18 protein-coding genes and 1 pseudogene are annotated in these 17,318 nt (G+C 72.0%); 6 read left to right on the top strand and 13 right to left on the bottom strand.

Annotation, left to right across the window (positions count from 1 at the left end; genetic code table 11):
• Positions 1-90 precede the first annotated feature (90 nt).
• The 4 genes from AB0B76_RS57270 to AB0B76_RS57255 are packed head-to-tail and all read right to left on the bottom strand — an operon-like array spanning position 91 to position 3,514.
• The gene (locus AB0B76_RS57270) at positions 91-1,290 is read right to left on the bottom strand and encodes an FAD-dependent oxidoreductase (protein ID WP_360394366.1); all 1,200 of its coding nucleotides are present in this window, start codon (positions 1,288-1,290) and stop codon (positions 91-93) included.
• The gene (locus AB0B76_RS57265) at positions 1,290-1,838 is read right to left on the bottom strand and encodes a QsdR family transcriptional regulator (RefSeq protein WP_360394364.1); all 549 of its coding nucleotides are present in this window, start codon (positions 1,836-1,838) and stop codon (positions 1,290-1,292) included. The genes AB0B76_RS57270 and AB0B76_RS57265 overlap by 1 nt, the downstream gene beginning before the upstream one ends.
• Complete coding sequence (locus tag AB0B76_RS57260; protein WP_360394361.1) at positions 1,825-2,742, bottom strand: serine/threonine dehydratase; 918 nt, start codon at positions 2,740-2,742, stop codon at positions 1,825-1,827. Before AB0B76_RS57260 ends, AB0B76_RS57265 begins: the two co-directional genes overlap by 14 nt.
• 7 nt (positions 2,743-2,749) lie before the next feature.
• Positions 2,750-3,514: a crotonase/enoyl-CoA hydratase family protein gene (locus AB0B76_RS57255; protein ID WP_360394358.1), complete on the bottom strand. Its 765-nt coding sequence runs from the start codon at positions 3,512-3,514 to the stop codon at positions 2,750-2,752.
• 19 nt (positions 3,515-3,533) lie between these two features.
• Here AB0B76_RS57255 and AB0B76_RS57250 point away from each other — a divergent pair, with 19 nt between their 5' ends.
• Positions 3,534-4,448 carry a glutathione S-transferase C-terminal domain-containing protein gene (locus AB0B76_RS57250; RefSeq protein ID WP_360394355.1) on the top strand — a complete coding sequence of 305 codons (915 nt, stop codon included), beginning with the start codon at positions 3,534-3,536 and terminating at the stop codon, positions 4,446-4,448.
• On the opposite strand, the gene AB0B76_RS57245 is transcribed toward AB0B76_RS57250, so the two are convergent.
• From AB0B76_RS57245 to AB0B76_RS57235, 3 genes are read right to left on the bottom strand one after another with little or no spacing between them, the layout of a single operon-like run.
• Positions 4,445-4,657, bottom strand: a complete 213-nt coding sequence (locus AB0B76_RS57245) for a hypothetical protein (protein WP_360394352.1) — start codon at positions 4,655-4,657, stop codon at positions 4,445-4,447. The genes AB0B76_RS57250 and AB0B76_RS57245 overlap by 4 nt on opposite strands.
• A gap of 43 nt (positions 4,658-4,700) precedes the next feature.
• Positions 4,701-4,901 carry a hypothetical protein gene (locus tag AB0B76_RS57240; RefSeq protein WP_360394350.1) on the bottom strand — a complete coding sequence of 67 codons (201 nt, stop codon included), beginning with the start codon at positions 4,899-4,901 and terminating at the stop codon, positions 4,701-4,703.
• A 49-nt stretch (positions 4,902-4,950) separates the two neighbouring features.
• Positions 4,951-5,643, bottom strand: coding sequence for a winged helix-turn-helix domain-containing protein (locus AB0B76_RS57235; RefSeq protein ID WP_360394347.1), 693 nt, complete (start codon positions 5,641-5,643; stop codon positions 4,951-4,953).
• An 89-nt stretch (positions 5,644-5,732) separates the two neighbouring features.
• Here AB0B76_RS57235 and AB0B76_RS57230 point away from each other — a divergent pair, with 89 nt between their 5' ends.
• The 3 genes from AB0B76_RS57230 to AB0B76_RS57220 all read left to right on the top strand — a co-directional run bounded on the left by AB0B76_RS57230 (position 5,733) and on the right by AB0B76_RS57220 (position 8,701).
• The gene (locus AB0B76_RS57230) at positions 5,733-7,391 is read left to right on the top strand and encodes a recombinase family protein (protein WP_360394344.1); all 1,659 of its coding nucleotides are present in this window, start codon (positions 5,733-5,735) and stop codon (positions 7,389-7,391) included.
• A gap of 68 nt (positions 7,392-7,459) precedes the next feature.
• Positions 7,460-8,425: a pirin family protein gene (locus AB0B76_RS57225; protein WP_360394342.1), complete on the top strand. Its 966-nt coding sequence runs from the start codon at positions 7,460-7,462 to the stop codon at positions 8,423-8,425.
• Positions 8,426-8,701 (top strand): GNAT family N-acetyltransferase, encoded by a 276-nt coding sequence (locus tag AB0B76_RS57220; protein WP_360394339.1) that lies wholly within the window; start codon positions 8,426-8,428, stop codon positions 8,699-8,701.
• Here the strand turns inward: AB0B76_RS57220 and AB0B76_RS57215 are convergent.
• The 3 genes and pseudogenes from AB0B76_RS57215 to AB0B76_RS57205 all read right to left on the bottom strand — a co-directional run.
• Complete coding sequence (locus AB0B76_RS57215; RefSeq protein ID WP_360394336.1) at positions 8,667-9,539, bottom strand: hypothetical protein; 873 nt, start codon at positions 9,537-9,539, stop codon at positions 8,667-8,669. The genes AB0B76_RS57220 and AB0B76_RS57215 overlap by 35 nt on opposite strands.
• Before the next feature lie 71 nt (positions 9,540-9,610).
• Complete coding sequence (locus AB0B76_RS57210) at positions 9,611-11,422, bottom strand: glycoside hydrolase family 6 protein (protein WP_360394369.1); 1,812 nt, start codon at positions 11,420-11,422, stop codon at positions 9,611-9,613.
• 45 nt (positions 11,423-11,467) lie between these two features.
• Positions 11,468-11,782, bottom strand: a pseudogene (locus tag AB0B76_RS57205) (cellulose binding domain-containing protein); the annotation flags it as partial.
• A gap of 264 nt (positions 11,783-12,046) precedes the next feature.
• On the opposite strand from AB0B76_RS57205, the gene AB0B76_RS57200 reads away from it, so the two are divergent.
• Positions 12,047-12,622, top strand: a complete 576-nt coding sequence (locus AB0B76_RS57200; protein WP_360394334.1) for a TetR/AcrR family transcriptional regulator — start codon at positions 12,047-12,049, stop codon at positions 12,620-12,622.
• 25 nt (positions 12,623-12,647) lie between these two features.
• Positions 12,648-14,180: an MFS transporter gene (locus AB0B76_RS57195; RefSeq protein WP_360394331.1), complete on the top strand. Its 1,533-nt coding sequence runs from the start codon at positions 12,648-12,650 to the stop codon at positions 14,178-14,180.
• Between the two features lie 48 nt (positions 14,181-14,228).
• On the opposite strand, the gene AB0B76_RS57190 is transcribed toward AB0B76_RS57195, so the two are convergent.
• From AB0B76_RS57190 to AB0B76_RS57180, 3 genes are read right to left on the bottom strand one after another with little or no spacing between them, the layout of a single operon-like run.
• Positions 14,229-15,383 (bottom strand): glycoside hydrolase family 16 protein, encoded by a 1,155-nt coding sequence (locus tag AB0B76_RS57190; protein WP_360394328.1) that lies wholly within the window; start codon positions 15,381-15,383, stop codon positions 14,229-14,231.
• Positions 15,383-16,612: a BNR-4 repeat-containing protein gene (locus AB0B76_RS57185; protein ID WP_360394325.1), complete on the bottom strand. Its 1,230-nt coding sequence runs from the start codon at positions 16,610-16,612 to the stop codon at positions 15,383-15,385. The genes AB0B76_RS57190 and AB0B76_RS57185 overlap by 1 nt, the downstream gene beginning before the upstream one ends.
• 15 nt (positions 16,613-16,627) lie before the next feature.
• The gene (locus tag AB0B76_RS57180; RefSeq protein WP_360394323.1) at positions 16,628-17,221 is read right to left on the bottom strand and encodes a bifunctional 4-hydroxy-2-oxoglutarate aldolase/2-dehydro-3-deoxy-phosphogluconate aldolase; all 594 of its coding nucleotides are present in this window, start codon (positions 17,219-17,221) and stop codon (positions 16,628-16,630) included.
• Positions 17,222-17,318: the final 97 nt, after the last annotated feature.

Raw genomic sequence — 17,318 nt, 5'->3', positions numbered from 1 at the left:
GTCACACTGGCGCCGCCGACGCCAATACCAAGCCCGCCTCAGCCACTACCGACGACGCGGCCACCCACTCACCTAACTGCCGTTGCAGTACTAGACGTGCTCGGGCCGCAGGCCGACGCCGATCACCCGGGCCGGGATGGTGCGCAGCGGCGGGTAGCGGTCCAGCAAACGGACGGGCAGCGGTGGCCGGCTCGGGCGGCCGGTCACCGCCGGCGCCAGCACCGACCGCTGCAGGCCCCGCTGGACGAGCTGCGTGCCCGCGGTCGGCAGCGCTCGGCGGCGCTGGACCGCGGCCAGCTCCCGCTCCGTGGGCGGGGCGCCGCGCTCGAAGGCGTCGCCGATGACGCGGGCGGCGGCGACCGCGTCCTGGATGGCGAGGTTGATGCCGACCCCGCCGACCGGGGACATCGCGTGCGCCGCGTCGCCGATGAGCAGGGCGCCGGGGACCTGCCAGCGGTACAGCCGGTCCATCCGCACGGTCAGGGTGCGCACCTGGTCCCAGTCGCGCAGCTCGCCGACGCGGTCGGCCAGGTACGGCACGCTCTGCGCGATCCCGGCCCGGAACGCCTCCAGCCCGGCCGCGCGGAGGTCCCCGTCGCCGCCCTTCGGTACCACCCAGCCGAGCTGCCAGTAGTCGCCGCGGTCGATACCGATGAAGAGCCGGCCGTCGGCTACGCGCCCGGCCAGGCCCTCGGGGTCGGACGGCGACCGGGGCAGCCGGAACCACAGCACGTCGATCGGGGCGCCGAAGTCCTTCGACTTCAGGCCGAGCTCCCGCCGTATTGTCGAGTTGCGCCCGTCGCAGGCCACCGTCAGCGGCGCCGCGACCTCGACCGGGCCCTGCGGCGTCCGCGCGGTCACGCCGGTCACGCGACGGTCCCGGCGGTTGACGGCGACCACCTCGCAGCGGCGGTACAGCGCGAAGTCCCCGTGCTCCGCGAGCAGCTCGAGGAAGTCCCACTGCGGCAGCATCATCACGTACGGGTGGGCGACGCGCAGGCGCTCGAAGTCGACCGGGCGGAACGTGCCTTCGTCATGCCCTGAACTTGAATAGGTGAGCTGGATCTGGCGCACGACGCGGTGCGGCAGCCGCTCGAGGTCCTCGCCGAGGCCGAGCTCGTCCATGAGCTGCAGCGTCGAGGAGTGCACGGTGTCGCCGCGGAAGTCCCGCAGGAACGTCTCGTGCTTCTCCAGCACCACGGTGTCGATGCCGCGCCGCCCCAGCAGCAGCGCGAGAACCAGCCCGGCGGGTCCGCCGCCGACGACGCATACGTCCGCCTTGACCAGCATCAGGATCCTTCCAGCAACCGCCCGATGATCTCCAGTGCCTGTTCCACGTCCGGCTCCCCGTCCGCGATGGCGTCGGCATACAGAAAGCTCTCCCCGATTCGCACGAGGACAAACGCCAGCGTGCGCGCATCGAGCCGGGGTGCGAAACTCCCGGCCGCGATCTCGTCGCGCATCAGCCCCTCGAGGTGGTCCACGACCCGCCCCTGCACGATGCCGCGCTTGGAGGTCAGGATGCGCAGCGCCGCCTCGGGCTCGGTGGCCAGGAAGTGCCGCAGGGCCGGCTGGTCCTTCACGGCGTTGAGGAAGTGGCCGATCACGGCCACGATCCGCTCCGCCCCGCGGCGCCCCTCGGCCGCGCGGACGGCCCGGTCGAGGTTGCGGTCGGTGAGGTACCACAGCACGTGCCCCAGCACCTGGTCCCGCCCGCCCGCGCGCCGGTAGAGGGTGGCCCGGCCGATGCCGAGCTCGGCGGCGAGCGAGCGCATGTCGACACGCCGCTGGGCGAGGAACCGCTTCAGCGCCGCGTCGAAGACCTCATCCGGCGGCATGGGCCGGCTCGGCGTACAGCGTCGCCGGGTCGGTGTTCGCCCCGCACAGGACCACCACCGCGGTGCCGGGGGCGGCGACGAGCTCCAGCCCGGCGAGCGCGGCCGCGGCCCCGTGCTCCACCGCGAGGCGGTGCTCGTGCCACAGCCGGCGGCGGGCCTCGACGATCGCCGCATCACTGACGAGAATGCTCTCAACCTTGTGGTGTACCGCCAGATCGAACGCGATCGCGCCCGCCCGGCGGGCCCCGAGGGAGTCGCCGGCCACGCTGTCCACGGCGACGTCCACCGGCGCCCCGGCGGCCAGGGCGGCGTGCAGCGTCGGCGCCCCCTCCGGCTCGACGGCCACGACCCGCGCCCGGTCGCCGAGCGCGGCCGCGACCCCGGCGACGAGCCCGCCGCCGCCGACCGCGACGAGCACCGTGTCGCACGGCGGCAGCTCCAGCCCGAGGGTGCCCTGCCCCGCGACGACCTCCGGCTGGTCGTAGGCGTGCACGAACAGCGCCCCGGTCTCGGCGACCCGGATCGCGGAGGCGGCGTAGGCCTCGGCGTACTCCCGGCCGTGCTGCTGCACCCGCGCGCCGAGCTCGCGCAGCCGCGCCACCTTCGTCGCGGGCGCGGTCACCGGCACGAACACCTCGGCGGGCACCCCGAGCACGGCGGCGGCGTAGGCCACGCCGAGGCCCGCGTTGCCGCCGGAGGCGACGACGACACCGGACCCGGGCAGCTCGCCGGCCTCGCGGGCGGCGAGGATGCGGTTGAACGCGCCGCGCGCCTTGAACGACCCGCTGTGCTGCAGCAGCTCGAGCTTGAACCACAGGCCGGGGCGCACCTCGTAGGCGGGCGTATGCCGCACGTAGGACCCGATCCGCCGCGCCGCCGCCTGGACGTCATCCCTGTTCACCACCACCCGATCACCCTAGACCCGCGCCGTGGCGCCCTTCACCGGCCGCGAACCGGGCCGCACCGTGCAATGCGCCACTCGCCAGCGAGGCCACCCCGAGCCGGTGCTCGATCGCGAGACCGTCCTCGACGCTGCGGCCCATGGAGTCGTACGTCGAGATCCGGTCGTTGCGCAGGCACTCCTGCGGCAGCGCGGACAGCTGGGCGGCGAGCGCCTCCGCGGCCGCGCGTGCGGTCCCGGGCGGCACGACGCGGTCGGCCAGGCCGATGCGCAGCGCCTCCGCGGCGTCGACGGGCCGGCCGGTCAGGATCAGGTCGAGCGCCCGCCCGGCGCCGATCAGCCGCGGCAGCCGCACGGTGCCGCCGTCGATCAGCGGGACGCCCCAGCGGCGGCAGTACACCCCGAAGACCGCGTCCTCCTCCACGACCCGCAGGTCGCACCAGATCGCCAGCTCCAGGCCGCCGGCGACCGCGTGCCCGGACACGGCCGCGATCACCGGCTTGGACAGCCGCATCCGGGTCGGCCCCATGGGTCCGTCGCCGTCGGGCTCGACACGGTTGCCCTGCGCCGCGGCGACCGCCTTGAGGTCGGCGCCGGCGCAGAAGGTACCACCGGCGCCCCAAAGCACGGCCACGTCGGCTTCCGGGTCGGCGTCGAAGTCGCGGAAGGCGGCAGCGAGGGCCTCGGCGGTGGCCCGATCGACCGCGTTGCGGGTCTCGGGCCGGTCCAGGATCACGGTCCGCACGCGGTCGCGGCGTTCAACACTCACACTCATGCGGGATAGTGTTCTACGTATGCGCGGCGAGTTCGTCCGTCAGCCCAACCGGTTCACCGGCCGGGTCAGCGCCGAGTCCGCCTCGGGGCTCGGCGGCGGCCCCGACGAGCGCGGGCGGTGGCCGCTGGAGGCCGGCCGGTATCGGCTGATCTGGTCCCGCGCCTGCCCGTGGGCGCACCGCGCGGTGATCGTACGCGGGCTGGTCGGGCTCGAGGACTGCCTGTCGCTCGGCACCGTCGACCCGATCCGCGACGAGCGCGGCTGGCGCTTCGGCCTCGACCCCGGCGGACGCGACCCGGTGCTCGGCATCGAGTACCTCGCCGAGGCGTACGCCGGCACCGACCCCGCCTACGAGGGCCGCGTGACCGTGCCCGCGATCATCGACACCATCAGCGGCTGCGTGGTCACCAACGACTACCCGCAGATCACGCTGGACTTCTCCACCGAGTGGGGGCCGCTGGCCACCCGGCACGCGGAGCTGCTCCCGCCCGGCGTGCGGCTCGAGATGGAGCAGCTGATGCACGACGTCTTCATCGACGTCAACAACGGGGTGTACCGCTGCGGCTTCGCCACCACCCAGGAGGCCTACGAGGAGGCGTACGAGCGCCTGTTCGCCCGCCTCGACGCGCTGGAGGACCGCCTGGCGACCCGCCGCTTCCTCTTCGGCGACCGCATCACCGAGGCCGACGTGCGGCTGTTCACGACGCTGGTCCGCTTCGACGCGGTCTACCACAACCACTTCAAGTGCAACCGGAACAAGCTCAGCGAGATGCCGAACCTGTGGCGGTACGCGCGGGAGCTGTACAACACCCCGGGCTTCGGCGAGACCGTCGACTTCGACCAGATCAAGCGCCACTACTACGGCACCCACGCCCACCTAAACCCGTCGGGCGTCGTGCCGGTCGGCCCCGACCTGTCGGCCTGGACCGCCTAGGGCTTCTCCCCCGACGGCCCGGCCTGGCGTACCTCGGCCTGGATCTCGCCGCGCAGCCGGTTCGCCGAGGGCAGGTAGATCTCCTCGGCGACGCTCAGCAGCCCGCCGTGCAGGTTGCGGCGCCGGACCCGGCGGGCCAGCAGCACCAGCCCGCCGAGCACGACGGCGAGGACCGCGAACACGAGCACGAGCGCGCGCAGAGCGTCCATGGCGGCCAGGGTACCGGCGCCCGGTCTTATCGGCGCCCGGCCTTTATCGGCGCGCGTACCCGCGGCGGCGGCGGCTGCTCCAGCGGCTCGAGGTCCAGGCGCCCGCGCCCGCCAGGTGCAGGGCGATGCACAGGAAGCCGGCCAGGCTCAGCGTCCCGACGTCCAAGATCGGGCCGGAGTCGACGCCGAGCAGGTCGAGCAGCAGGGCTACCGCGAACAGGATCGCGGCGATCACAGCGAACACGATGGCCTCCCTAATCAGTTGACCGCTGTCTACCCAGAGGCGCCTTCCGCTAATCGATGCCCAGCAGCGCGTGGAGGCCGGCCCGCCCCTCCGGGGTCACCTTCACCGCGCGGGTGGAGCCGATCCGCACGACCCAGCGCTGCTCCAGGAACCGCTCGCACAGCCGCGCCCCGGCCACCCCGGCCAGGTGCGGGCGCCGCTCGGTCCAGTCCAGGCAGCCGCGGGCCAGCGGGCGGCGCCGGGCCTGCAACGCCGCCGGATCGATCCCGGCCCCGGCCGTGAGCCACTCGACGCCCGCCCCGGTCAGCGCGAACCCGGCCTGCTGCTCCAGCAGCCCGCGCGCCGTCATCGCGTCGGCCACGGCCACGCCGAGCTCGCCGGCCAGATGGTCGTAGCAGGTGCGGGCCCGCTTCATCGCGGCCGTGGCGGTCGCCTGGCGCAGGCCCCGGGGCGGCGCCTGCGCCGGTTCGAGGCGCGCGGAGAGATCCTCGATCAGGTGCGCGACGGAGGCGTCGGCCAGCCGGAGGTACCGATGCCGCCCCTGCCGTTCCTCGGCGAGCAGCCCACCGCCGACCAGCCGGTCGAGGTGCTCGGTGGCCGTGGACCGGGCGACCCCGGCGTGCGCGGCCAGCTCACCGGCGGTCCAGGCGCGCCCGTCGAGCAGCGCCAGGCACATCGCGGCGCGGGTCTCATCGGCGAGCAGCGTGGCGAGCGCGGCAAGTCCCCCGGCGTCGGTACTCATGCTCCCAATCTTCCCCACGAACCCTTCGGCCCCCGACGAACGGTCGCTTGCTATGGCCATATGGCTACTGCGAGTCTATCCTGGCCCCCATGCCTCCCCTTGCACCCCGCGCGGCGGGATACGCGCGGCAATCCCGCGGGCGTGACAACCGTTCGGACGTCTCGCTCGCGACACAGCGCGACGCCCTCCGCGCTCGAGCGAACCTGATCGGCGCCCAGTGGGTCGGCCACTACGAGGACGTCGGCATCTCAGCCTTCAGCGGCGCCGCACGTCCGGCCTTCGACCAGCTCGTTTCCGACTGCCGCGCCGGGCGCGTCAACGCGATCATCGTGTACAACATCAGTCGCCTGTCACGCGCCGCCGCCCTCGACTCGGTCCCGCTCGTGACCGAGCTCCTGAGCCGCGGGATCACCATCATCTCGATCACCGAGGGCGAGTTCCGGCCCGGTGATCTCATGGGCCTGATCCGCCTGATCATGCACCTTGACGCCGCACACACCGAGTCGAGGAACAAGAGCATCGTCATCAGCGCGGCGAAGGCCGCCGCTCGCGAACTCGGCGGCTACCTGTCGGGCAAGCCACCCTACGGCTTCAGGCTCGTCCCCGAGTCGCGCCGGAACAGCGAGGGGCGGCCCATCGTCATACAGCGGCTCGCGCGCCAGGACCACGAGGCCGCCGTGATCCGCCGGCTCGTCGGCCGAATCCTGGACGGCGACTCCACCGTCACGGTGGCGGGCCTCGCCGGCACGCTCAACGCCGACGCGGTACCCACGCGCGGCGCCACCGTCGGCAAGCAGACGGCACACAGCGCCTGGGGGGCGCGAACCCTCGAGCGGATTCTGCGAGACCCCCGCATCGCCGGGTTCGCGGCCGAGGTCGTCTACTCGAACCGGCCACGGCCCGACGGCCGCCGCAGCGCCAGCATCGCCGGGTACCGCATCGTGCGGGACGCCGACGGCAACCCCGTCGAGGCGCACCCGCGAATCATCGAGGCCGATACATGGTTCCGGCTGCAGGACCGGCTCGATCGCCGCCCGCCCCCGGCCACACCGCTCGATCCGCCGCGGCAACCCCTGCTGTCGGCGCTGGGCCTGCTGTACTGCGAGTGCGGCGCGCCGATGAGATCGCACCGGAACTCGCGGCGTGGTTTCCGCTCGGCCTACCGCTGCAGCCGCGCCCGCGGTCCGCACCGGCCGGGCGAGCACCCCCGCGACTGCACGGTCTCGCAGGCGGCACTGGACGAGTACGTCGCCCGTCGCATCTTTGCGCTCATCGCCACGGCCGCCGGCGATGCCGACGCGGCCGAGATCCTGACCGAGGCGACTCGCCGCTTCGGCCTGACCAGCGCCGACCCGTGCGCCCAGGCCCGGCGCGGCTCGATCGCCGCCGAGCTGGACGGCACGGAGCGGACGCTCGACCGCCTCCACGCGGACCGGCCTCGGGGCGGCTACTCCCGCGTGGCCGCGCGGCATCGTTACCTGGAATCGGTTCGCGATCTGACCGCCCGAATCGAGAAGCTCGCGGGGGAACTCGCCGAGACCGATACGTCGGAGCTGCCGGTCGGCCGGTGGCTGGGCGACGCCGGCACCGATCCCCTCGGCCCGAGCTCGTGGTGGTGCGGGGCATCGGTGTCCGCGCGACGCGCCTTCGTCGCCCTCTTCGTACGCCGGGTCACGATCACAGAGGCGGCGAGTCCCGTCGAAGACCGGACGACGATCGACTGGGTCAGCCCGGCGGGATTTAGTTGACTTGCGGAATACTCGCGATGCAAGTACCGTTACCACAGGCGACAGAGCTGGACCTTTGGAGGCGTCACATGCCCGCGATCACCGTCGACAACGTCCTTGCACTTCCCCGCGTCGCCACGCCCGACCCGGTCGCCGCGCGGCCGCGGCCCGTGGTGTCGGTGACGACCGCGCCCAAGGGGTACGAGGGCGAGGGTTTCCCCGTCCGCCGCGCCTTCGCCGGCGTCGAGCTGCGCGCCCTCGACCCGTTCATCCACATGGACCAGATGGGTGAGGTGGACTACGCGCCGGGTGAGCCGAAGGGAACCCCGTGGCACCCGCACCGGGGCTTCGAGACGGTCACCTACATCATCGACGGGGAGTTCGTCCACCACGACTCCAACGGCGGCGGCGGCACGATCACCAACGGCGACACCCAATGGATGACTGCCGGTAGCGGGATCCTGCATATCGAGACGCCGCCCGAGCACCTCGTCGTGAGTGGCGGGCTCTTCCACGGGTTCCAGCTGTGGGTGAACCTGCCCAAGACCAACAAGCTTGTCGCGCCGCGGTACCAGGACATCCGTGGCGGCCAGGTGTCGCTGCTGACCTCGCCCGACGGCGGTGCGCTGCTGCGCGTCATCGCCGGTGAGCTCGACGGGCAGGCGGGGCCCGGCGTCACCTACACGCCGATCACCCTCGTGCACGCGACGCTCTCCGCCGGTGCCTCCCTCACCCTGCCGTGGCGCCCCGACTTCAACGCCCTGGCCTACGTCATGGCCGGCAAGGGCACCGTCGGCCCCAAGGGCCGCCCGGTCGAGCTGGGCCAGCTCGCGGTCTTCGGCGCGGGTGACACCATCACGGTCGCGGCCGATGCGAAGCAGAGCATGGACGTGCTGTTCCTCGGCGGTCAGCCGATCCGCGAGCCCGTTGTGGCGTATGGTCCGTTCGTCATGAACACCAAGGCCGAGGTCATGCAGGCGTTCGAGGACTACCAGGCCGGTCGGCTCGGCAGCATCCCCGCGGCGCACGCCGACGTTCGGGGAGAGGCGTCCTGAGTGGACTTCCAGGTCAGTGACAACGCCGAGCAGCACCGTTTCGAGATTCGCGTCGACGGTGAGCGCGCCGGGCTGGCGTACTACCGGCTCGACGGCGAGTCCATCGTCTTCACCCACACCGAGGTCGACTCGGCGTTCGAGGGCCAGGGCGTCGGCAGCAAGCTCGCCAACGGTGCCCTGACCCTGGCCAATGACCGGGGGCTGCGGATCGTCGCGCAGTGCCCGTTCATCTCGGCCTACCTCAAGAAGCATCCCGAGCTGGCATCGGCAGCTTGATCCAGCTCGGGTAGAACGGCGCGAACTCCGCGTTGATCCGGTCGGTGACCGGGGTGAGCAGCGCCGCCAGGCGCTCGGTCCGCTCGCGTCCGAGCGCCTGCCACGGGCGGGCGGCCAGCTGGTCGGTGGTTTCTTCCAGGGTTCGGTACGCCTGGTGCGCCTTCGGCGTCGCCGTGCCCTCGCCGTCGAGGTAGCCGCGCTGGTGGAGCCGGTCGCGGGCGGCGTCCCACTCCTCGTCGGTCCAGCCGCGGGCCGGCTGGGCCATCTTGCGCCCGCGGCCGTTGTTGAGCGCGACCCGCCAGACCATCGCCTCGCAGCCGTCGAGCCCCTCCATGAGCAGGGCGGCCAGGTGGCCGTCGCCGCGGTGCTCGCGCAGGATCGTGGCGGCCTGCCAGACGATCCCGAGCGTGTCCCCGGGCCAGGGCAGGGCGGCGTTGGCCGCGGCGAGTACGCGGCCGTAGACCTCGGCGGCGGACGCGGCCTCGCGCAGGAGCGCGGCGGCCTCCTCGATGCCCTCGAGGCCCTCCACGGCCGGGGCGAGGGCGCGGCGGGCGCCGTCGAGCCGCGCGGTCAGGGCGGCCTCGGGGGTGATGCGGGTCCAGATCTCGGGCAGGGCCCGCTCGACCATCCGCGGGGCGAAGCCGTAGAAGGCGGCGACCACGGGGGCGGCGTTGACGGGCCCGAGGGGGGCGCTGCGCCCGGCGAAGTACCCCCGCCAGAAACCGCGCAGGCCGGCCTCCTCGAAGGCGGCCCGGCCGGCCGGGGCGAAGTAGCTGACCGCGTGCAGTGGCTCGTAGAGCGCCCAGAGGCGGCTCTCGGTGGACAGCTCTGTCGTCATGGGCCTGACGATAGGCGGGAGCGGGCCCCGGCAGTACCGCCGGGGCCCGCTACTTTGTCACAGCCGCCCGGTCAGAGCGCCGGGTAGGCGTTGGTCATGAGCTGCTGGAACTGGCCCGAGAACCACGCGCCCGAGAGCGGGGAGTTCGCGAGCGCACCGGTCATGTTGTTGCCGTTGAGGCTGTTGCCGGTGTATGTCGGGTCGCACATGCGGTCGAAGCCCTTGCCGTCGCTGTTGGCGATGGCCGTGCTGGAGCCGTCGGACTCGCCCGGGGGCTTGATCCAGACGTAGGCGTCGATGCCGGTGGCCGGGGTCGCCCGCGGCCGCTCACCCAGGCCCGCACCGCTCTGGTTGCACCAGTTGCCGGCGTGGATGCGCCGGTCGATGCGGCTGGAGTTCACGAACGTGTTCACGTCGGTCGAGGTGCTCGCGGCGGAGGGCCGGGCGGAGCCGCCCCAGCCGTTGCGAGAGGTGTCGATGAGCATGCCGAGCGTCGAGGGGAAGCCGGCGGTGATCAGGGCGTTGCGGAAGCCCTGGGTGAAGCTCAGCTCGTCGACGTACTGGTTCCAGTCGACCCACTTGGACTGGCGGATGGACTGCCCGCCGACCTGGGTGTTGATGTTGAAGTATGGCTCGGTCAGCGCCGAGTAGTTCGCCGTGTTCGAGATGAAGCCGTCGACGCTGTTGAAGCCGGCCGTGGTGCCCTTGACGGTGTTGGCCATCAGGGTGACGGCGGGGCCGAGGTTGCTGTCCCAGCCGAGCCACGCGTGGTGGCCGATGTCGAGGTAGTTGTAGATGTTGCCCTTGTGCAGCTTGTTCAGGGCGTACTGGATGCCCTGCACGTAGGCGCCGCTGCTGTTGGCCTCGGCGCAGTTCGCGAGGCCGAGGTTGGTGACCAGGTTCGGCAGCGAGTCGTCCTCGACCACGTTGACGATGCGCAGGCTGTTGTACTTCGAGTTGCTCATGATCGCGGCGATCGGGTCGATGAACTCGGACTTGTACCGGGCCAGGCCGTTCTCCGAGACCTTCAGCTCGCCGTTCGACGCCAGCGCCGCGCAGTCGCGGTTGGGCAGGTCGTAGATGACGAACTCGATGACGACCGGCGTGCCGCCGGCGGCCTGCGCGAGCGCGGCGTCGAGGTGCGCCTGCACGCCCTTGGCCCCGTTGGCGCCGGTGATCGCGGCGATCCGGTCGATCCAGATGGCGGTCGAGGTGTTGGCGACACGGCTGCCGCCCGGCTCGGCCGCGGCGAGCGTGGACCAGTCGGAGTTCACGTAGCCCTTGGCGCCGACGTACGGGTTGTCGACGTGGGTGTCGCCCGTGTTGCCGCCGGAGGTCACCGTGATGGCGGTGCCGCTCGTGCTGGTGGTGTTGCCGGCGTTGTCGGTCGCCTTGGCCGAGACCGTGTAGTTGCCGACGGCGACGTTGGTCCAGGAGTAGGTGTACGGCGACGTGGTGTCGGTGCCGAGCAGCGTCGTGCCGTTGTAGAAGTCGACCTTGGCGACGGTACCGTCGCTGTCGGATGCGGTCGCGGCGAGCGCGACGGTGGCCGGGGCGGTGAACGACGAGCCGGCGGTCGGGCTGGTCAGCGCGACGCTCGGGGCGCCGGTGCCGCCGCCACTGGTGACCGTGATCGGCACCGCGGTGCTGGCCGTGGACAGGCCGGCGTTGTCGTACGCCTTGGCGGTCAGCGAGTACGAGCCCGCGGCGACGCCGGACCAGGAGTAGCTGTACGGCGACGAGGTGTCGGTGCCGAGCAGCGTCGAGCCGTTGTAGAACTCGACCTTGGCGACCGAGCCGTCGGCGTCGGCGGCGGTGGCGGCGATGCTGACCGTGGCGGGGGCGGCGAAGGAGGCGTTGGCGGCCGGGCTCGTGAGGCTCACGGTCGGGGCCTGGTTGGTGGTGGTACCGCCGTTGCAGGCGGCGCCGTTGAGGGTGAACGCGCTCGGGACCGGGTTGGCGGTGGTCCAGGAGCCGTTGAAGCCGAACGAGACCTTGCCGCCGCTGGCCACGGTGCCGTTGTAGGACTCGTTCTTGGCGGTGACGTGCACGCCGGAGACGGTCGGGATGGCCTGCCACATCTGCTGGATGCCCTGGCCGGAGACGAAGTCCCAGCCGAGGCTCCAGCTCGTGAGGGCGTCACCGGTGTTGGTGATCTCCACCGAGGCACCGAAGCCGCCGGGCCACTGGTTGGTAACGGTGTACTTGACGCTGCAGCCGGTCGCGGCGAGCGCGGGCTGCATGACGGCGATGGCGCCGCCGGTTGCCGCGACAGCGGCGATCGAGACGATGGCGAGTTTTCGCCTCATCCTGGAGCTCCTACTCGATGGAGTTGGGCAGTTCTGGCCCGCTCAAGCTGCGCGGGAGCGCTCCCGCGCGTCAACCGCGCGGCGTCCGGATGCCGTTTCACCTGCGTTCACCCCATGAAAATTACGAGTGGCACCGATCACACAAGAGGTGTACGAAACCGTTTCGTTTCGCTTGCCGCCCGCGCTAGGTTCGATCTCGTGACCGCTTCGACTTCGACCAAGGCCGACCGCCGCGCCGCGATCTGCGACGCCGTGTTCGAGCTGCTCGGCGAGGTCGGCTACGACCGGATGACGATGGACGCCGTGGCGGCGCGGGCCCGCGCGAGCAAGGCGACCATCTACCGGGGCTGGCCGAGCAAGCCGGAGCTGGTCATGGAGGCGGTCGAGCACCGGTTCGGCGGGGCAGTGGAGCCCCCCGACACGGGCTCGCTGCGCGGCGACCTGCACGCCCAGCTCAGCGCCGTGTGCGCGGCGGCCGAGGGGGCGGACGGGGCGGTCTTCACCGGGCTGCTCACGGCGGCGACGCACAATGCCGAGCTGGCCGAGTGCATGTTCCGCTGTGCGTACTCCACCAAGCACGGGATGTACGAGTCGATGCTCCGGCGTGCGGCCGAGCGCGGCGAGGTTGCCCCGGGCACCTCCGCGGAGCTGCTGCACGAGGTGCTGCATGCGATGGTCACAAGCCGGCGCATGTGGCAGAACGGGCCTCTGGACCAGGCCTTCGTGGAGCACCTCGTCGACGGCGTACTGATCCCGATTCTCACGCGTTCCTGACTTTTCGCGGGCCTTGGAGGCTTTTGTGGCGAACGATGCTGTCCTGACGCCGGACATAACCGTTAAATCATCTTCTTTTGTCCCTCCTGATCCGCGCCGCTGGCTCGCGCTGGCGGTCATCGCGGTCGCGCAGCTCATGGTCGTGCTCGACGCGACGATCGTGAACATCGCGCTGCCCTCGGCCCAGGAGGCGCTGCACATCTCCACCGCCGACCGGCAGTGGATCGTCACGGCGTACACGCTGACCTTCGGCGGCCTGCTGCTGCTCGGCGGGCGGATCGCGGACTACTTCGGCCGCAAGCGGACGTTCCTCATCGGCCTGCTCGGCTTCGCGGGCGCCTCGGCGCTGGGCGGCGCCGCGGTGAACGCGGGCACCCTGTTCGCCGCCCGCGGCCTGCAGGGCCTCTTCGGCGCCCTGCTCGCCCCGGCCGCCCTGTCGCTCATCACGGTCACGTTCACCGAGGCCAAGGAGCGCGCCAAGGCGTTCGGCGTGTTCGGTGGCATCTCCGGCGGCGGCGCCGCGATCGGCCTGCTCGCCGGCGGCGTGCTCACCGAGTACGCGGACTGGCGCTGGTGCCTGCTGGTGAACATCCCGATCGCCGTCCTCGCCTTCGCCGCGGCCGTGCCGCTGGTGCGGGAGAGCAGGGCGTCCGGGGACACCCGCTACGACGTCCCCGGTGCCGTGCTGGTGACCGCGGGCCAGGTCGCCCTCGTGTACGGCTTCACCAAGGCCGCGACGGACGGCTGGAGCTCGAGCGTGACGGTCACGTGGCTGGCCTCGGCGGTCGCGCTGCTGGGCGCGTTCCTGTTCTGGGAGTCGCGCACCGCCCACCCGCTGCTGCCGCTGCGCGTGCTCTTCGACCGCAACCGCGGCGCGTCGTACCTGGTGTCGATCCTGCTCGGCGCGGGCATGCTGGGCATGTTCCTGTTCATGACGTTCTACCTGCAGCAGACCCTGGGCTGGTCGGCCATGAAGAGCGGCGTGGCCTACATGCCGTTCTCGGGCGGCATCATCGCCGCGGCCGTGATCGCCTCCCGCCTGCTGCCCCGCACCGGCCCGAAGATCCTCATGTCCGTCGGCGGCGTCCTGGCCACGGCGGCGATGGTCTGGCTGACCCGGCTCGACCTCGACTCGAGCTACGCGGTGCAGATCCTGCCCTCGTTCGTCGCGATGAGCCTGGGCATGGGCCTGGTCTTCGTCCCGATGTCGAGCCTCGCCCTGCAGGGCGTGGCCAACCACGACGCGGGCGTGGCGAGCGCCATGGTGAACGCGACCCAGCAGGTGGGCGGATCCCTGGGCACCGCCCTGCTGAACACCATCTTCACGACGGCGCTGGCGGGCTACCTGACCGACCACGCGGCGTCGGCGGCCTCGGGCGGCGCGGCGGGGGCGAAGCTGCTGCAGGCCCACGCGGCGATCCACGGGTACAACGTGGCCTTCACCGCGAGCGCCGTCCTGCTGGCCGTGGCGACGGTGGTCGTGATCGTCATGGTGCGCAACCCGAAGACGGACGCCACGACGTCGACGATCGAGGCGGCCCCGGCCCACTTCGGCTGACCGACCGGAAGGCGCCGGGCTCCACGAGCGGAGCCCGGCGCCTTCCGTCTAGACGCGGACGAACTTCACCGCGTCCGCGCGGGCGCAGCCGGTGCCCGAGCTCGTCAGCTTGACCGAGCCCGCGGTGCCGGCCGCGAACGCGTACGTGCCCAGGCTCACCCAGCCCGACGCGCCCGCGGTGCCGTTCACCGTCGTGGTCGAGACGGTCCCGCCGTGGGTCACGTCCAGCCGCGTGGACGGGTCGCTGTTCGCCGCCGCGAGCTTGTAGTAGTACACCTGGTAATCGCCGGCCGCGCGCAGGTTCGGTCGCCACGTGGCCGTGTTGCCCGCGCCGCCGCACGCCGAGTAGCGGGTCGGGGACGCCACCGTCCAGCCGGTCAGGGTCGAGTCGGCCCACGTGCCGGTCTCGGAGTAGCCGTAGGCGGCCGGGCCGTCGTTGTCGAGGTAGTAGTCCTTCTGCCAGTACTTCACGTAGTCGAACTGGACCGTCGCCGGCAGCTTGGTCGCGTCCGGGACCGAGCCGTAGGCGATGCTCGTGAGCCAGACGTTGGTGTAGTCGTGCGTCCAGTCGCTCGGCAGGTAGGGCGCGGTGTAGGCGAGCGCGCCGTCCACATAGAACTTCGCGCTCGTCTCCGACCAGTCCAGGCCGTACGTGTGCCAGTCGCGGGTATCCACACCTGCGCTGTTGTACGTGGTGCCGTACGACTTGCCGGCCGAGACCCCGCTGCCCTTCCACGTCAGCACGCCGTGGTGGATGCGGTTCGGCGTGATCGAGTCGATCTCGAACGCGTCGATCTCGGTGCGCTGCGAGGCCGGGAACGTGGTCGAGCCGTCGCCCGACATGATCCAGAAGCTGCTGTGCCAGCCGGCGCCGTCGTTGAGCTTCGCGCGCGTTTCGTAGTAGCCGTACCGCAGCGCCTGCTTCGACACCACGCCGCCGCCGGTGTAGTCCTTGCCGCCGAAGGTCTCCTTCTTCAGCGCGATGTTCAGCGCGCCGCCGCTCTCGGAGACGTTCTCCGGCCGCTGCGTGCTGTAGGCCTTGCTGTCGGTGCGGTAGTTCCACTTCGCAGTGTCCACGGTGGACGCGTTGAAGTCGTCGGAGAACACGAGGGTCCAGCCGGTCCCGGCGGGGTCGGCGTGCGCGACGGCGGCCGGGGTCAGCAGCAGCGCGGCGGTGAGGGTCACGGTGACGAGGCGGCGCATCAGTTCCTCCCGTAGTACAGGCGCAGGTTGGTCAGGTCGACGAGGTAGAGCACGTCGACGCCGGCGCTGGTGCGCTCGACGGCGAAGCGCGTGATGTTCAGCCCGGGCGCGACCGCGGCGGTGGTCCAGGCGGTGCCGGGCTTCGTGGCGACGTACATGGCCCCGGCGGTGGTCGAGAAGTAGACGCGCTTGGCGCCGTCCCAGGTGATGTCGACGGCGGCGCTGGTCTGCGCGGCGTCGTAGACGGTCTCGCGCGCCCAGGCCGCGCCGGACACATACGCATAGCGGACGTTGAAGTTACTGCTGCTGCGGTACCGGTACGCCACCTTCGGGCTCGAACCGTCAAGCGTCAGCTTGGCGCTCTGCACGGCCGGCCCGGTGCCGTCGTCGCCCTGGTACACCTCGCCGGTCTCGACGGGCTGGATGACGTCGGCCGTGCCGGTGCTGACGGGCACGGCCACGGATGCTCCACTGTGGTCACTGAAAGTGCCGGTCGAGGGTTGGTACACGAGGTAGCTGAGCTGATGGCGGAAGGCGGTCGCCGGCCACAGCCCCCACTCCCACAGGATGTGCAGGTTCCCGGCCGCGTCGAACTGCAGGTCGTCGGGGTACACGGCCCGGTTGGCGCTCTCGGCGAAGACCGCGACCCGGGTCCACGTCGAGGCGGCGTTGTCCCAGCGGTACAGCCGGCCCGAGCGCCCGGCCGACTGGACGCCGTCGAGGCGCGCGATCAGGTACAGGTCGCCGTTCGGGGCGGTGGTGAGCACCGGATAGGTGACCCCGATCCCCTGGTCGGGCAGGTCGGCGCTGTGCAGCGTGGGGCTGCCGCCGACCGTGTCGGAGCGGAAGTACCGCCAGACGTTGTTGTGCATGCTGGCGAAGACGTGGAACCGGCCGCTGCCGTCGCGCGCGATGGACGGCTGGTTGTGTCCGTCGTCGTCGGTGTACTCCGCCTGCGCGGAGCCGTTCATGACGGGCAGCTTCGTCCAGTTCCCGGCGCCGTCGCGGCGGGCGATGGCGACCTTGTGCGTGCCGGCCTGGGCGCCGGGCTCGTTGAAGGCGAGGTACGCGTACGCGTTGTAGGTGTCCAACGGCGACCACCACGCGGCCTGGTTGGAACTGTCGATGGGGTACGGCACGAGCGTGACCGCGGCCGGGGCGGCGTTCGCGGGCACGGCGAGGAGGGTCGCGGCCATGGCGGTGGCGGCGACCAGGGCGACTCTTCGCATGTGACATTCCTTTGCTCAAATGGCGCGGAGGACCTCCATCAGTGCGGCCAGGCCTCCCTCGCGGGTGACCGCGCCGCCGACGCCGAGGGCCCCCGCGCCCGCGGCGAGATACTCACGGGCGTTGCCGGCGTCGACCCCGCCGGTCGCGACGAACCGCGCCTCGGGGAACGGGCCGCGCATCTCACGCAGCCAGCCCGGCCCGAGCGAGCCGGCCGGGAACGCCTTGAGCCAGCCGCAGCCGGCGTTGAGCGCGTGGTGCACCTCGGAGGCGGTCGCGACCCCGGGCAGGTGCGGCAGCCCGGCGGCGAGGCTGGCCCGCACGACGTCGAGGTCGAGGCCGGGCGCCACAGTGAACCGGGCCCCGGCCGCGACCGCCCGCTCGACCTGCTCGGCGCTGCGGACGGTGCCCGCCCCGACGAGGGCCCCGGGCGGTGCAGCCTCCGCGAGCGCCCGAAGGCACTCGAGAGCTTCGGGCGTCTGAATCGGTACCTCCACCACGCCCAGCCCGCTGTCCCACACCGTGCGGGCCAGCTCCAGCGCCCGCGCGACGGGCACGCCGCGCAGAATGGCGACCAGCGGCCGTCCGTGCAGCAGCTCGTCGAACGTCATGCCGGTCCCTCCTGGAGCGGTGGCAGGCCGAGCTTGCCCCGTGGTCCGGGGCGTAGCAGGGCGGCGGTCTGGGCCGCGCCGGCGCCGCCGTCGAGGA

This window comes from Dactylosporangium sp. NPDC049140 (assembly GCF_040648435.1).
The sequence above is the reverse complement of the archived record's forward strand: the minus strand, read 5'-3'. Positions and strand labels throughout refer to the sequence as shown.